General features: G+C 62.7%; 14 protein-coding genes. 5 read left to right on the top strand and 9 right to left on the bottom strand.

The window, feature by feature from the left end; genetic code table 11:
- Positions 1–26: 26 nt before the first annotated feature.
- Positions 27–974 (top strand): sugar-binding transcriptional regulator, encoded by a 948-nt coding sequence (locus PQR40_RS28625; RefSeq protein WP_408234960.1) that lies wholly within the window; start codon positions 27–29, stop codon positions 972–974.
- 38 nt (positions 975–1012) lie between these two features.
- On the opposite strand, the gene PQR40_RS28620 is transcribed toward PQR40_RS28625, so the two are convergent.
- From PQR40_RS28620 to PQR40_RS28595, 6 genes are all read right to left on the bottom strand, one after another.
- Entirely contained in the window at positions 1013–2122 is a 1110-nt protein-coding gene (locus PQR40_RS28620) for an ABC transporter ATP-binding protein (protein ID WP_408234957.1), read from the bottom strand.
- Between the two features lie 166 nt (positions 2123–2288).
- Entirely contained in the window at positions 2289–2990 is a 702-nt protein-coding gene (locus PQR40_RS28615; protein ID WP_408337416.1) for an HAD family hydrolase, read from the bottom strand.
- A complete protein-coding gene (locus PQR40_RS28610) occupies positions 2987–3820 on the bottom strand; it encodes a carbohydrate ABC transporter permease (protein ID WP_408235188.1) in 834 nt (277 codons plus the stop codon). Before PQR40_RS28610 ends, PQR40_RS28615 begins: the two co-directional genes overlap by 4 nt.
- Positions 3821–3858: 38 nt before the next feature.
- Positions 3859–4794 carry a carbohydrate ABC transporter permease gene (locus tag PQR40_RS28605; RefSeq protein WP_408234951.1) on the bottom strand — a complete coding sequence of 312 codons (936 nt, stop codon included), beginning with the start codon at positions 4792–4794 and terminating at the stop codon, positions 3859–3861.
- A gap of 197 nt (positions 4795–4991) precedes the next feature.
- Positions 4992–6314, bottom strand: coding sequence for an ABC transporter substrate-binding protein (locus tag PQR40_RS28600; protein ID WP_408234948.1), 1323 nt, complete (start codon positions 6312–6314; stop codon positions 4992–4994).
- A gap of 97 nt (positions 6315–6411) precedes the next feature.
- A complete protein-coding gene (locus tag PQR40_RS28595; protein WP_408234945.1) occupies positions 6412–7194 on the bottom strand; it encodes an L-iditol 2-dehydrogenase in 783 nt (260 codons plus the stop codon).
- A 333-nt stretch (positions 7195–7527) separates the two neighbouring features.
- On the opposite strand from PQR40_RS28595, the gene PQR40_RS28590 reads away from it, so the two are divergent.
- From PQR40_RS28590 to PQR40_RS28575, 4 genes are all read left to right on the top strand, one after another.
- Entirely contained in the window at positions 7528–8007 is a 480-nt protein-coding gene (locus PQR40_RS28590; protein WP_408234943.1) for a Fur family transcriptional regulator, read from the top strand.
- 76 nt (positions 8008–8083) lie between these two features.
- Complete coding sequence (locus tag PQR40_RS28585) at positions 8084–9058, top strand: metal ABC transporter solute-binding protein (RefSeq protein WP_408234940.1); 975 nt, start codon at positions 8084–8086, stop codon at positions 9056–9058.
- Complete coding sequence (locus PQR40_RS28580) at positions 9055–10032, top strand: ABC transporter ATP-binding protein (RefSeq protein WP_408337408.1); 978 nt, start codon at positions 9055–9057, stop codon at positions 10030–10032. The genes PQR40_RS28585 and PQR40_RS28580 overlap by 4 nt, the downstream gene beginning before the upstream one ends.
- Complete coding sequence (locus tag PQR40_RS28575) at positions 10025–10807, top strand: metal ABC transporter permease (RefSeq protein WP_408206710.1); 783 nt, start codon at positions 10025–10027, stop codon at positions 10805–10807. The genes PQR40_RS28580 and PQR40_RS28575 overlap by 8 nt, the downstream gene beginning before the upstream one ends.
- Before the next feature lie 44 nt (positions 10808–10851).
- Here the strand turns inward: PQR40_RS28575 and fghA are convergent, their stop codons facing one another.
- The 3 genes from fghA to PQR40_RS28560 form a co-directional block, all read right to left on the bottom strand.
- The gene (fghA, locus tag PQR40_RS28570; protein WP_408510335.1) at positions 10852–11703 is read right to left on the bottom strand and encodes an S-formylglutathione hydrolase; all 852 of its coding nucleotides are present in this window, start codon (positions 11701–11703) and stop codon (positions 10852–10854) included.
- A 69-nt stretch (positions 11704–11772) separates the two neighbouring features.
- Positions 11773–12879 (bottom strand): S-(hydroxymethyl)glutathione dehydrogenase/class III alcohol dehydrogenase, encoded by a 1107-nt coding sequence (locus PQR40_RS28565; RefSeq protein WP_408337404.1) that lies wholly within the window; start codon positions 12877–12879, stop codon positions 11773–11775.
- Positions 12880–13106: 227 nt separating this feature from the next.
- Positions 13107–14615, bottom strand: coding sequence for a xylulokinase (locus tag PQR40_RS28560; protein ID WP_408337402.1), 1509 nt, complete (start codon positions 14613–14615; stop codon positions 13107–13109).
- Between the last annotated feature and the right edge of the window lie 102 nt (positions 14616–14717).

Here is a 14717-nt window from a genome sequence, read left to right as displayed (position 1 = left end):
CGGCGCACCTCAAGCGAACCGTCACCGTGCCCAAGTCCACAGAAAAATTAGATCTTGCTACCCGCGCCGCGTGGCTTTATTACGTCGCCGGCAATACCCAGAACGAAATCGCCGAGAAACTGCAGGTGTCACGCCCGGTCGCGCAGCGCCTGGTCGCCTTCGCTGTCGAGAAGAATCTGATCCGCGTGCGCGTCGATCACAAACTGGCCGATTGTCTTGCCCTCGCCGATCAACTCTCGAAGCGCTACGGCCTGAGCATGTGCGAAGTCGTACCGATCGACAGCGATACGCCGGAGGAAGTCGACCGCAAGCTGGCGGTGGCCGGCGCGCAGGTCATGGAACGCTATCTCAGCGAAGAAAAACCGATGGTGGTCGCCGTGAGCAGCGGCCGTACGCTGAAGGCCGCAGTCGATCAGATCGCCCAGCTGGAGCGTCCGCAGCACCGATTGGTATCGATGGTCGGGGCGATCGCCCAGGACGGCTCCTCGAACCGCTATGACGTCGCGCTGCACATTTCCGAGAAGACCGGCGGCAAGTATTTTCTGCTGCCTGCGCCGCTGCTCGCCGATAGCGAGGCCGAGCGCGCGCAGTGGTGCAATCACCGGCTGTACCGAATCGTCGAATCGCTGTCGGCCAAGGCGGATGTCGCGTTCGTCGGCATCGGCAATATCGGGCCGCACTGTCCGCTGCATGAAGACGGCTTTATCACCTCCGCGGAAGTGAAGGAGTTGGTGCAGAACGGTGCGGTGGCGGAAATGCTCGGCCTGCCGATCGATTCAGCCGGCGCGCACGTTGAATCGCCGACTGGCCGGCGTGTCACCAGCATCGCACTCGACGCCCCGCCGCAGCGGCCCACCATCGGGTTTGCCGGCGGCGCGCGCAAGCGCGAAGCGCTGATCGCGGTGCTCAAAGGCGGCTGGCTGTCGGGACTGGTGACTGACGAGTTGTGTGCACGGGCGGCGCTGGAAGCCTGAAGGAAAGCGGCGCGCCCGCCACCTTCCCCATCACTGACTCACGCGGCCAGGACTTCGACGATCTTACGCTGGAACGCTTTCCCTTCGCTGTCGAACAAATGGCAGTGATCCGGTGTGGCGCCAAGTTTTTGCATCTCGCCCTTGGCGTGCCGTTCGAGCGGTGGAATTCGCGCGATCAGGCCATCCGGTGAAACGCCGGATTCTGCATACAGATACGCTGCGTCGCCGAGCGATTCGAGCGCCATGGTGCGCGCCGAGATGCCGTCGTCTGTCGTGCCGACATGCAGGTGCTCCGGACGAATACCGACGGTGACCTTATCACCCTGCTTCACCGTGCCCGGCTCGACCGCGACACGCTGCGTCTCGCCGGTTTCGTAGCGCACCGTGACGCCGTCGTGCGTCACCGATTGCACGATCCCTTCCATGAAATTCATTTTCGGCGAACCAATGAAGCCGGCGACGAAGCGATTGGCCGGCGCGTGATACAGCATGGTCGGGCTGCCGACCTGCTCCACATTGCCCGCCGACAGCACGACGATCTTGTCGGCCAGCGTCATGGCTTCGACCTGATCGTGCGTCACGTAGATCATGGTGGTCTTCAATTCGTCATGCAGACGCGCGAATTCGAGGCGCATCTTTACACGCAGCGCGGCGTCGAGATTCGACAACGGTTCGTCGAACAGGAACACTTTCGGTTTGCGCGTAATCGCGCGGCCGATTGCAACGCGCTGGCGCTGACCGCCCGAAAGCTGCTTCGGCTTGCGATCGAGCAGATGGTCGATGTGCAGAATCTTCGCCGCATTACGCACGGCGGCGTCGATCTCCGGCTTCTTGGTGCCGGCGAGTTTCAGGCCGAACGCCATGTTGTCGTATAGCGTCATGTGCGGATACAGCGCGTACGACTGAAACACCATCGCGATGCCGCGCTTGGCGGGCGGCACGTCGTTCACACGCGTGCCGTCGATGGTGAGGTCGCCGCCGCTGATGTCTTCGAGGCCGGCGATCATCCGCATCAGCGTCGATTTACCGCAACCGCTCGGACCCACGAACACGACGAATTCGCCGTCCAGGATGTCGAGGTTGATGTCGCGCATCACTTCGTTGTCGTCGTAGGCTTTTCTGATGTTACGCAGAGTTACGCTTGCCATGATGTGTCTCCGTGTATTGCTGTGCGTTGCTAACGGTGCTTCAACTGCGTCGGTTGCTCAGGTTAGTTCCGTTGCTTCCGTTTCTTCAGCAGCTGCGTTGATTCGCTTCTCTATGTACGATTCCGATCCAGCTCATTCGTTGTTCATTGACTTTGACCTACGGCGCTTACGGCGCCGCTGCCGTCGCGCTCAGCGTCCATTGCGCGACCAGTTCCGGCAACTGCAGCATGTCGTCGAAAACGTGACGTGCGCCCGCTGCATGCAATGCGTCGATCTGCGCGTCACTCGCATGACCGCCGCCGATAAAGCCCAGCACCGTCATGCCCGCCGCGGTTGCCGCCGTCACGCCCGTCACGCTGTCTTCCACGACGAGGCAGGCGGACGGTGCGAGGCCGACACCTTGCGCGGCAGCGAGATAGACATCGGGCGCGGGCTTCGGATTCGGCACCGCATCGGCGCAAAAGAGCCGGTCGCCGAAGAATTTCACGAGGCCCGTGCGCGCCAGCACGTTCTCCACATACGGCCGGAAACTGTTGCTCGCGCATGCTTTGGTGAGCGGCACCTGCGCGAGCGCGGCCTCGATTCCAACGACTGCCGGCGCCTGCATCGCCGCCGCTTCCACCGCTTGGCGGATCGCCTCGATATCCGCGACGCTGAGGCGCTTGCCGAGTTGCGCCGCCGTGCCTTGCAACACCTTTTCGATGCGCAGGCCGAGCAGCGGCAGCACCACCGGTTCGACATCGGTATCGGGCCAGCGCGCTTCGAGTTCGTGCACCAGCATGCGCGCCGCCACGGCTTCGCTGTCGATCAGCACGCCGTCGCAATCGCAGATCAGCGCGAAGCTGCCTATCGCCGTGCCTGCCGTCATTTGACCGCCCCGAACGTAAGGCCGCGCACCAGTTGCTTCTGCGACAACCAGCCGACGATCAGGATCGGTGCGACCGCAAGCAGCGATGCAGCGGAGAGCTTCGCCCAGAACAGACCTTCAGGACTCGAATACGACGCGATGAACACGGTCAGCGGTGCGGCGTTCGAACTCGACAGGTTGATGCTCCAGAACGCTTCGTTCCAGGACAGGATCACTAGCAGCAGCGAGGTGGAGGCAAGCCCCGGCAACGACATCGGCATCAGCAGGTAGACGATTTCCTGCCACGTCGCAGCGCCGTCGATCCGTCCTGCTTCGAGAATGTCGCGCGGAATTTCAGCGAAGTACGTGAACGACATCCACACGGCAATCGGTAAATTGATCAGCGTGTAGACGATCACCAGACCCGACACCGTATCGAGCAAGCCGGTGTTCTTCCACAACAGATAGATCGGCACCAGCACGCCGACCGACGGCATCATCTTGGTCGACAGCATCCACAGCAGCACCTTCTGCGTGCGGTGCGTCGGAAAGAACGCCATCGCGTAGGCGGCGGGCACGGCGAGAATCAGGCACAGCACCGTGACACCGACCGAAATCAGCACCGAATTCAACGCGAACGAAAAGTAATTGCTGCGCGCGAATACCTCGCGAAAACTATCGAGCGTCGGGATGAAGAACAGCGACGACGAATACGCCTGCTGCTCCGTCTTGAACGCGGTGATCGTCATCCAGAAGATCGGGAAGAACAGCAGCAGCGCGACCAGCCAGGCAATCACGCCGGGAATGCCGCGGCGAATTGCGGCGAACGGCGACTTGGCCGGCACAGTCATGGGCGTCGTAGTGGACGCAGGTGTAGAGGCAACGTGGCTCATTTTTCGTACTCCCCTTTCAGGTTCTTCGCGAGCATCCGCACCAGGAAGAACGACACGATGTTGGCCAGCACCACAGCCAGAATGCCGCCTGCCGAAGCGAGACCGACGTCGAACTGTTGCAGACCCAGCGAATAGATCAGGTACGACAGATTGGTGGTCGCGGTGCCCGGACCGCCGCCCGTGGTCGTATAGATTTCGGCGAAGATCGACAGCAGGAAAATCGTCTCCATCATCACCACCACTGCAATTGCCCGTTTCAGGTGAGGCAGCGTGATGTAGAAGAACATCGAGAACGGACCCGCACCGTCGATGCGTGCCGCTTCCTTCTGCTCCTGATCGAGCGACTGGATCGCGGTGAACAGAATCAGGAACGCGAACGGCAGCCACTGCCACGCGACGATCATGATCACGGCCGTCAGCGGATAGTCGGCGAACCAGTCGATCGGCTGCATGCCGACTGCGCGCATGCCCTGTGCGATCAGGCCATACACCGGGTGCAGGATCATGTTCTTCCAGATCAGCGCGCTGACCGTCGGCATCACGAAAAACGGCGCGATCGCCAGCAGCCGCGCGACGCCCTGACCGTAGAACTTACGATCGAACAGAATCGCCATCAGCACGCCGCCGACCACCGTGATCACCAGCACCGAGATGATCAGCTCGAGCGTGTGCCCGATCGACGGTCCGAACGACGGATCGGTGGCGAGATATTTGTAGTTGTCGAATCCAGCGAAGCCTTTGAGATCCGGATTCAGCAGGTTGTAGCGCGAAAACGAAAACCAGATCGTCATCGCCAGCGGAATAGCCATCCACAGTACGAGTACCGCGACCGAGGGCGATACCAGCCAGCGGGCGGAATTGGCTTTGCGGACTTCGCGTTCTTTTTCTGTCTGGGGATGGGCATGCATGAGAGGTAGGCGCAGAGGACGCATGGTTGACCACCTGTTCGGTAATGCGCGGGCTGTCCGGCGAAGACACCGCCTTAGCCGCATCACTCACCGCGACGCCTGCGATGTCGCGGCGCGTAAGTGCCAAATGAGTGACGAGGACGGCCCGCTGTGCTGCGTGAGCCGGCTGACGGGCGTCAGCCGGCGCGTTTCACGTTACGTTACGGTGCTTGCAAGCCAGCTTATTTCTGGTAACCGGCCTGTTGCACGGCGCGGTTCGCCGTTGCCTGCCCGGCTGCCAGCGCCTGATCGACCGTCATCTGACCGGCAACCGCGCCGGAGATGCTCTGACCGACCACGGTGCCGAACGACTGGAACTCAGGGATGCCAACGAACTGCACACCGGTGTACGGCACCGGCTTGAGCGTCGGGTGATCCGGATCCGCCGTTTCGATTGCTTTCAGCACGAAGTCGCCGAACGGTGCGGCCTGCTTGTACTCAGGGCGCGCGTAAGTCGAATGACGCGTTCCCGGCGGCACCGAAGCCCAGCCCTCATCCTTCGCGGCCAGTTCGATGTACTGCTTCGACGTGGCCCAGGCGATGAACTTCTTCGCCGCGTCAGCCTGCTTCGACGACTTCGGAATGGCCAATGCCCATGCCCACAGCCAATGCGAGCCCTTCGGCGTGACGGCGATCGGCGCCGCCGCAAAACCCACCTTGTCGGCGATCTGCGACTGCTGCTTGTTGTAGAGCATGCCGGCGGCCACCGTTGCATCGATCCACATTGCGCACTTGCCCGAGGACATCAGCGTCAGGTTTTCGTTGAAGCCGTTCGAACTCGCTCCCGGAGGGCCGTCTTTCTTCAATAGATCGACGTAGAACGTAATGGCCTTCTTCCATTCCGGCGAGGTCAGTTGCGCTTGCCACTTTTCGTCGAACCAGCGGCCGCCGAAGGTGTTCACCAGCGTCGTCGCGTACGCCATGTTTTCGCCCCAGCCGGCCTTGCCGCGCAGGCAGATGCCGTACATGCCGTTGGCTTTGTCCGTGAGCTTGTCGGCGAATTGCGCGATCTGGTCGTAGGTCGGTTGATCGGGCATCTTCAGGCCCTTGGCCGCGAACAGATCCTTGCGGTAATACGTCATGGAGCTTTCGACGTAGAACGGCAGCGCGTACAACTGGCCGCCGCTCGAGAGGCCGTCGCGGGCCGTCTTCACGACGTCGTTCAGATCGTAATCAGCGGGCAGGTTGGTGAGCGGCGTGAGCCAGCCGCGCTTGCCCCATTGCGGCGTTTCGTACGCGCCGATCGTCATCACGTCGAACTGGCCGCTGCCAGTCGTGATGTCGGTGGTGGCGCGCTGACGCAGCACGTTTTCTTCGAGAATCACCCAGTTGAGCTTGATATCCGGATTCGCCTGCTCGAAAGCGGGCGAGAGTTTCTTCAACTCGATCATGTCCGGATTGTTCAACGTCGCAATGGTCACCGTGGCCGCCTGAGCGTGCAACGCAAAGCATGCGACAGCGCCGGCACTGACCGCCTTCAGCGCGGATTTTGTAGCTGGTTTCATGTGTTGTCTCCTTTCTCGTACGTTATGTGATGCTGCGTTTGTTCTACGAAAATGACGAAGGGTGAAGCAGGTCCGACTCATCCACTCTACGATTCGCTCAGCTCATCCAGTTGCCGCCGTCGACGTTCAGCGTTTGCGCGGTGATGTAGTCGGCATCCGCCGACGCGAGAAACAGGGCGGCGCCGGTCAGATCGTCCGGCACACCCATACGGCCGAGCGGCACCGCTTCACCGACCAGGCGCTTCTTCTCGCCGAGCGGCCGGTTTTCATAGCGGGCGAAGAGCGCGTCGACCTCTTTCCACATCGGCGTATCGACGACACCCGGCGCAATACCGTTCACATTGATCTTGTGCGGCGCGAGAGCGAGCGCCGCGGACTGCGTATAGCTGAGTACGGCGGCTTTGGTCGCGCAGTAGTGCGACACCAGCGCCTCGCCGCGCCGCCCGGCTTGCGACGACATATTGATGATCTTGCCGCCACGGCCCTGCTCGACCATTTTCTGGGCGACGGTCTGCATCAGGAAGAACATGCCCTTCACGTTGACCGCGAAGAGGCGGTCGAACACGTCCCAGGATTCATCGAGGATCGGGCGCATATCGAAGAGCGCCGCGTTGTTGAACAGGATATCGACCTGGCCGAAGCGCGCCAGCGTGCTCGCGAGGATGCGTTCGATGTCCTCGCGGCGCGTCACGTCGGCACTGACGGTCAGCACGCGGTCGCCGTACGCGGCGCGCAACGCGTCGCCGAAACTGTCCGTCGGCTTCACATCGACCAGCACGCAACGCGCGCCTTCGTCCAGATAGCGCCGCGCCACGGCTTCACCGATTCCGCTTGCCGCACCCGTCAGAATGGCCACCTTGTCTTGCAATCGTGCCGCCACTGCCTGTCTCCGGTTCGTTTCGCTTCTTGTGGCGCAGTGAGCGAACGCTCGTTGCGCGAACAATTGCTCTGTTAGTGATCGAATGATCGGATACGGACCGGGTCATGTCAAGGCGCTCGAGCAGATTTCGATGGTGCAGCGCGGCAGGAGCCGGGCCCGCCCGGCGCGTATCCAGCGTGCACCCTTTCCCCGTCCCGATCGACACTGTTCCGAGAAATCAAAGGCCGCCAATCGGCTTTCTGCTCAAGTCGCTGACAAGAATTAAAGATACGTTATATCATTGCGACCTCGCTTCGCTTCGAAGCCTTGCAGGTTCGTCAGGGGAGTCCGCTGATGGCTACATCGATTGCAGAACACCATGCCGTACGCGTCGCCCATGCCGAAGCGCACGCCGCCCTGCATGGGCTTGCGCTCACGCCGCTGCGGCGTCAGGTGTATGCGGCGATCGTCGCCAGCGACCGGCCGATCGGCGCCTATGAACTACTGGACGCACTTGAGCCGCAGCGTGGCCGCGTGCCGCCCACGACCGTCTACCGCGCGCTGGAATTTCTGCTCGCACACGGCTTCGTCCATCGGATCGAATCGAAGAACGCGTTCGTGGCCTGCTGCGAAGTCGGCCTGCCGCACAGCGGCCAGTTTCTGATGTGCGACGGGTGCGGGGCGACCGTCGAGATTCCCGGCGGCGATCTTGCCCAGCAGTTGTCGCATAGCGCGCCGGCGCACGGCTTTGAGGTGCACCGCCAGGTAGTCGAATTAAGCGGACTGTGCGCCCGCTGCGCCCGCGCGGCGCGGTCCACAGGTGCATCGGCATGAAAACCGGCGTGACCGCGAAAACCGGGCATGCCTGACGTTTGTGTTTCTTTCAACTCTCACGCAGCAGGAAACAACGATGAAGAAATTCGGCTCGATGTTGAACGGGGCGCGCCATGCGCTGAAGCTGTCGAAATACCTGGCCATGGGCGCGGTTGCCGCTGCTGCTTTCTCGCTCAGTCATAGCGCCTTCGCCGCGGATGCGAAAATCCCGGTGGTGGCAGCGGAAAACTTTTACGGCGACGTCGTGCAGCAACTAGGCGGCGACCGCGTCGACGTAACGAGCATCCTCAGCAATCCGGATCAGGATCCGCATCTGTTCGAGGCCAGCCCGAAGACGGCGCGCGCCTTGCAGCATGCGAGCCTTGTGGTCTACAACGGCGCCGACTACGATCCGTGGATGGCAAAATTGCTGGGGGCCTCGAAGAGCGCGAAGCGCACCACGATTGTCGCCGCGGATCTCGTCGGCAAGAAGGGCGGCGATAATCCGCACCTGTGGTACGACCCGGCGACCATGCCGAAAGTGGCGCGCGCGGTGAGCGCGGCGCTCGTCGCGGCTGACCCGGCGCACAAGTCGGCGTACGATGCGAACCTCGCGAAGTTTCTCGATTCGCTGAAACCCATCGACGCCAAAGTCGCCGGTCTGCATAGCCGCTACGCCGGCGTGCCCGTGACGGCGACCGAGCCGGTGTTCGGCTATATGTCGGACGCAGTAGGCCTCTCGATGCGCAATCTGCGCTTCCAGCTGGCGACGATGAACGACACTGAAGCAAGCGCGGCCGATATCGCCGCGTTCGAACGCGATCTGCGCGAAAAGCGCGTACGCGTTCTGATCTATAACAGCCAGGCAACCGAGGCCCTGACCAAACGCATGTTGAAGCTCGCGCAGCAATCGAAGGTGCCGACCATGAGCGTCACCGAAACCGAACCGGCCGGCAAGACCTATCAGACGTGGATGCTGACGCAGCTCGACGCGTTGGGCACGGCGCTGGCTGCGGGCGATGCGAGCGCAGCGGATGCGGCGGCAAGCACCGCCAAAGGAAAAACCCCATGACCGAGACTGGCCACAGCACGCCAGCTAATGCATCAACGAGTGCATTAACCAGCTCACGCGCCAACACGCCCGTGCTCGAACTCGAGCACGTGACGCTCGAACTCGGCGGCCGCTCGATTCTGCGCGACACCGGGTTCGTGGTGAACCAGGGCGAATTCATCGGCGTGCTCGGGCCGAACGGCGCAGGCAAGACGACCTTGATGCGCGCCGTGCTCGGTCTCGTGCCGGCGGCGAGCGGCGCGATCCGCTTGCTGGGGCAGCCGGTCGCGCGTGGCAACGCGTCGATCGGCTATATGCCGCAGACGCGCAGTGCGCTGGCAGGACGCCGCGTGCGTGGCCGCGACTTCGTCGCCATGGCTGCCGACGGACACCGCTGGGGCCTGCCCCATGCGGACAGCAAGACCCGTGCGGATGTCGAGCGGGTGCTGGATCTGGTGGGCGGCCGCAAGCTGGCCGAGCGGCCGTTATCGGAACTGTCGGGCGGCGAGCGTCAGCGCCTGCTGCTCGCGCAATGCCTGCTCGGCAATCCCAAGCTGCTGCTCCTCGATGAACCGCTGATCAGCCTCGATCCACATCATCAGAAGAGCGTCGTTGAACTGGTGCGGCGCGTGCAGCAGGAACTCGGCATTGCCGTGCTGTTCTCGGCGCATGAACTGAACCCGCTTCTGAACTCGCTCGACCGCGTGCTGTATCTCGGCAGCGGCGTCGCCGCGCTCGGCACCGTCGATGAAGTCATTACAAAGCCGGTGCTGTCGCGTCTCTATGGTTCGCCGATCGACGTGATGCGCGTGAACGGCCGCATCTTCGTGATGTCGGGCGACGTCGAAGTCGAAAAACACGATCACGAGCACGAACACGACGAGAACGGCGGCCATAGCCACTCGCACTCTCACGGGCATTCGCACGACCACGATGGTGCACACGGCCACTCACACCAGCACGACTCACGCGACGGACACACGCACGATGTTTGAATACGATTTCATGGTGAACGCGTTCGCGGCGTCGGGGATCGTCGCGGTGCTGGCAGGGATAGTGGGATATTTTCTGGTGATGCGTGGGCAGACCTTCGCGGGCCACGCGCTCTCGCACGTGGGCTTCACCGGTGCGACCGGCGCGGTCCTGATCGGCATCTCGCCGATCTGGGGGATGATCGGCTTCACGCTCGCGGCAGGGGTCGGCATGGGCGCGCTCGGCGAGCGGCTCGCCGGACGCGATGTGGCGATCGGCGTGATCCTGTCGCTGTCGCTCGGCTTCGGCTTGCTGTTCCTGCACTTCTTCACGGCGTACGCGACCCAGGTCACCGCGCTGCTGTTCGGCAACGTGCTCGGCGTGAATGCGTCGACGCTCGGCGTGCTGGCGGCGTTGGGTGTCGTCAGTTTGCTGGCGCTCGCGGCGATCATGCGGCCGTTGCTGTTTGCTTCGCTACAGCCGGAATTAGCCGAAGCCAAGGGCGTGTCGTTGCGTCTGGTGTCGGTGTTGTTTCTGGCGATCGCCGCACTGGCCGTGGCGGCATGCACACAGATCGTCGGCGTACTGCTGGTGTTCACGCTGATGGTCGGACCGGCTGCCGCCGCGCAAAACGTGACGACGCGGCTTTCCACCGGTCTCGTACTCGCCGCCGTGTTCGCGCTGGTACAGGCATGGCTGGGATTGACCCTGGCGTTCTATACCGACTGGCCAACGAGCTTCTGGATCACCGTGCTGTCGGCTGTTGTGTATGGCGGGAGTTTGTTGAGGCGGCATTGAGGCGGCAACACAACTGCATGCCGCCGCCCTCCTCCTGCAAGACTTCAACCAAGCAGCACCTTCGCGTGATGCGCGAGATGGTCCTCGATGAAAGTCGAGATGAAGTAATAGCCGTGGTCGTAGCCCGCGTGACGGCGCAGCGTTAGCGGCTGCCCCGCAGCCTTGCAGGCAGCTTCGAACACATCCGGGTTCAGTTGCTCGGCGAGGAACTGATCCGCCAGCCCCTGATCGACCAGAATCCCTTGCGTGAACTTGCGCGACACGTGAGCGACCAGCTCGCTCGAGTCATACTGCTTCCACGCTTCGCGGTCTTCGCCCAGATATCCGCTGAACGCCTTCACGCCCCACGGGCACTGTGAAGGCGCGGCGATCGGCGCGAACGCCGACACCGACCGATAGATCTCCGGGTTGCGCAGCGCCAGCATCAACGCGCCGTGACCCCCCATCGAATGCCCGAAGATGCCAAGACGCGCGCCGTCCACTGGCAGATTCGCGAGTACCGTTTCGCGCAGTTCGTCGCGCACGTACGAGTACATCCGATACTGCTTCGCCCACGGCTGCTGTGTCGCGTCGACATAAAAGCCCGCACCCACGCCGAAATCCCACGCCGCGCTTTCACCCGGCACGCCCGCGCCGCGCGGACTGGTATCCGGCGCGATCAGCGCGATGCCGTGCTGTGCCGCAAAGCGCTGCGCGCCCGCCTTGACCGGAAAGGTTTCTTCCGTGCAAGTCAGACCCGCGAGGTAGAACAGCGCGGGCACATTCGCGCTGGCCTGCAAGGCCTGCGGCGGCAGATACACCGAGAAGCGCATCGGCAGACCGACAGTCTGCGAGTCGTGCCGGTAGATCCGCTGCTCGCCGCCATGGCAGGCATACGACGACAATAGTTCAAGCATTCGCAATGCTCCTTTCTGTGCTGGGCCACTGACGTATCGGTGACGTATCGGTGACGTATCGGTGCCGCGTTAGTACAGCACGACCGAACGGATCGACTCGCCCTTCTTCATCAAATCGAAGCCTTCGTTGATGCGTTCGAGCGGCAGGCGGTGCGTAATCAGGTCGTCGATATTGATCTTGCCTTCCATGTACCAGTCGACGATCTTCGGCACGTCCGTACGGCCGCGCGCGCCACCGAATGCGGAACCCTTCCACTCGCGCCCCGTCACCAGCTGGAACGGACGCGTGCTGATCTCCTCGCCCGCCGCCGCCACGCCGATGATGAACGACTGGCCCCAACCCTTGTGCGTGCACTCCAGCGCCTGACGCATCACCCTGGTGTTGCCGATACATTCGAACGAGTAGTCCGCGCCGCCGTCGGTGAGTTGCACGATGTGATCGACCACGTTCTCGACTTCGTTCGGGTTGATGAAGTGGGTCATGCCGAACTTCTTCGCCAGCTCCACGCGGCCCGGGTTGATATCGACGCCGATAATCTTGTCCGCGCCGACCATCTTCGCGCCCTGGATCACGTTCAGACCAATGCCGCCGAGACCGAACACCACCACGTTCGCACCCGCTTCGACCTTCGCCGAATACACGACAGCGCCCACGCCCGTCGTCACGCCGCAACCGATGTAGCAGATCTTGTCGAACGGTGCATCTTCACGCACCTTCGCGACGGCGATTTCCGGCACGACGATGTAGTTCGAAAACGTCGATGTGCCCATGTAGTGAAACAGCGGCTTGCCGTCCAGCGAGAAGCGCGACGTTGCATCGGGCATCAGGCCGCGGCCTTGCGTCGAACGGATCGCCTGACAAAGATTGGTCTTGCGCGACAGACAGAATTTGCACTGGCGGCATTCCGGCGTGTAGAGCGGAATGACGTGATCACCCTTCTTCAGCGTGCCCACGCCCGGGCCGACGTCGACGATCACACCCGCGCCTTCGTGACCGAGAATCGCCGGGAAGATGCCTTCCGGATCGGCGCCCGAGAGCGTGTAGTAGTCGGTGTGGCAGATGCCCGTCGCTTTCACTTCGATCAGGACTTCACCGGCGCGCGGGCCTTCCAGGTCCACCTCTTCGATCGTCAACGGGGCGCCGGCTTTCCAGGCGATTGCTGCTTTGGTTTTCATCGTGAATGCTCCTGTGAGTCTATGAATGCTCTGGCGCGTCGCAGTGAAATATAGCGCGGCGTGCCGGTGTCGCGGTTCGGCTACTGCAGTTAATTCGTTTGCCAGGCTGTGAACGGACGATGTTGCTCTCGTCCGACATCGCGTGCCGGCCTATAACTTAGCGCGCGAAAGCCGTAATGGTATTGCAAAGTACGTCGCAGCATTGTCTGTAGCTGACATCGCTTCGGTTACCGTTGTGGGGGTTCGCCGAACCATGATTCGACGCGGCCATACAGATCGAGAAAGCGCGCGTAACGTTCGGCAAGCGCCGCATCACCTTGTGGCCCGGCAACACGTGTCGCGCCCGGCGCAAGCGCGGCGAGATCGCTCGCGCGCCAATGCCCGCTCGCCAATCCGCCGAGAATGGCCGCGCCACGGGGCGCCGCGTTCGGACAATCCACGGCATGGAGCTCGACGTTCAGCGCATCGGCAAGCAACTGCCGCCAGCGTGCATCGACTGAACCACCGCCTGCGAGTTTCAATGTCGTTACCGTGGCGCCACTCGCACGGATCGCGTCGAGCCCGGCGCGCAGCGAGAACGCGACGCCTTCAAATGCGGCGCGCATCATCGTGCCACGCGTGTGGTCGAATGCAAGGCCAAGCCAGCCGCCGCGTGCGGATGGGTTGAGCCACGGCGTGCGCTCGCCGGTGAGGTATGGCAGGAAGGTGAGGCCTGGCGCGGCGATTGGGGTAGCGTCTGTTGCGTCACCAAGGGCCTCACCCGATGCGTTGCCTGAGGCACCGCTGCTCAATGCATCGCCCGACGCTTCACCGAACGCTTCACGATAGGCATCGGCCCATTCATACGAGAGCCAGCCGCGCACGCGTTCGAGCGCGACGCCGACGTTTTGCATCGCCGCCATCCGATACCAGTGGTCACTCGCGGCTCGATAGCGATGCAAGCCTTTCACGGCTTGCGGTGCGTGTTCGGCGAGCACGACGATTTGCCCACCGGTGCCGGTGGTAAGCAACGCGTCGCCGTCGCTGGCGAGACCACTGCCGAGCGCGGCACATGGCGTATCGGCGCCGCCAATCGCGAGCACGATGCCGGCTCGCAGACCCAGTTCCTGCGCAGCTTTCTGCGACAACGTACCGCCCGCCGCATAGGAAGGTGCAAGCGGCGCAAACCACTCACGCGGCAATTCGAGCCGTTCAAGCAGTTCCCGATCCCACACACCAGCCGGATCGGCGAGCGCCGTCGCGCAAGCGTCGGATGGATCGGTCGCGACCGCGCCGCCCAGCGCGACACGCAGCCAATCCTTCGGTTGCAGCGCCCAACGCGCCTTGCGCGCGGACAGCGGTTCGTTCTGCACGATCCAACGCAACAAAGGACCCGCCATGCCGGGTGCAACAGGATTCGGCTGCGGCTCGGGCCACTGGTCGAGCAGGCCCAACGCGCGCGTGTCGGGCCAGAGCATTGCGGGGCGCACAGCTTCGCCATCGGCGTCGATCAGCACGACACCGTGCATCTGTCCGGAGAAGCCGATTGCCTGTATCTCGCGGCGCATATCCTCAGGCAAACGCGCCGCCGCTTCGCATAGCGCGCGCCACCAGGTTTGCACCGAGATTTCCGCCCATCCCGGATGCGGCGTTTCGAGTGCATACGCGACACTCGCCGCTACCTGCTCACGGCCGCTTTCGTCGACGATTGCTACTTTGAGGGAACCGGTGCCGAGGTCGATGCCAAGAAAACTCATGGGCGATAGAACGTCAATTTGAGCTTGGGGACAAGTACGCGAAAGGTGCCTGGAACGACGTATTTTCTGTCACCGCTACGCGGCTTCGGAAACGCGTCCGAA

The sequence above is a fragment of the Paraburkholderia sediminicola genome, assembly GCF_046026855.1.
In the GTDB taxonomy this organism is placed as follows: Bacteria; Pseudomonadota; Gammaproteobacteria; order Burkholderiales; family Burkholderiaceae; genus Paraburkholderia; species Paraburkholderia sediminicola_A.
This window is presented reverse-complemented; position numbering and strand designations above follow the sequence as displayed.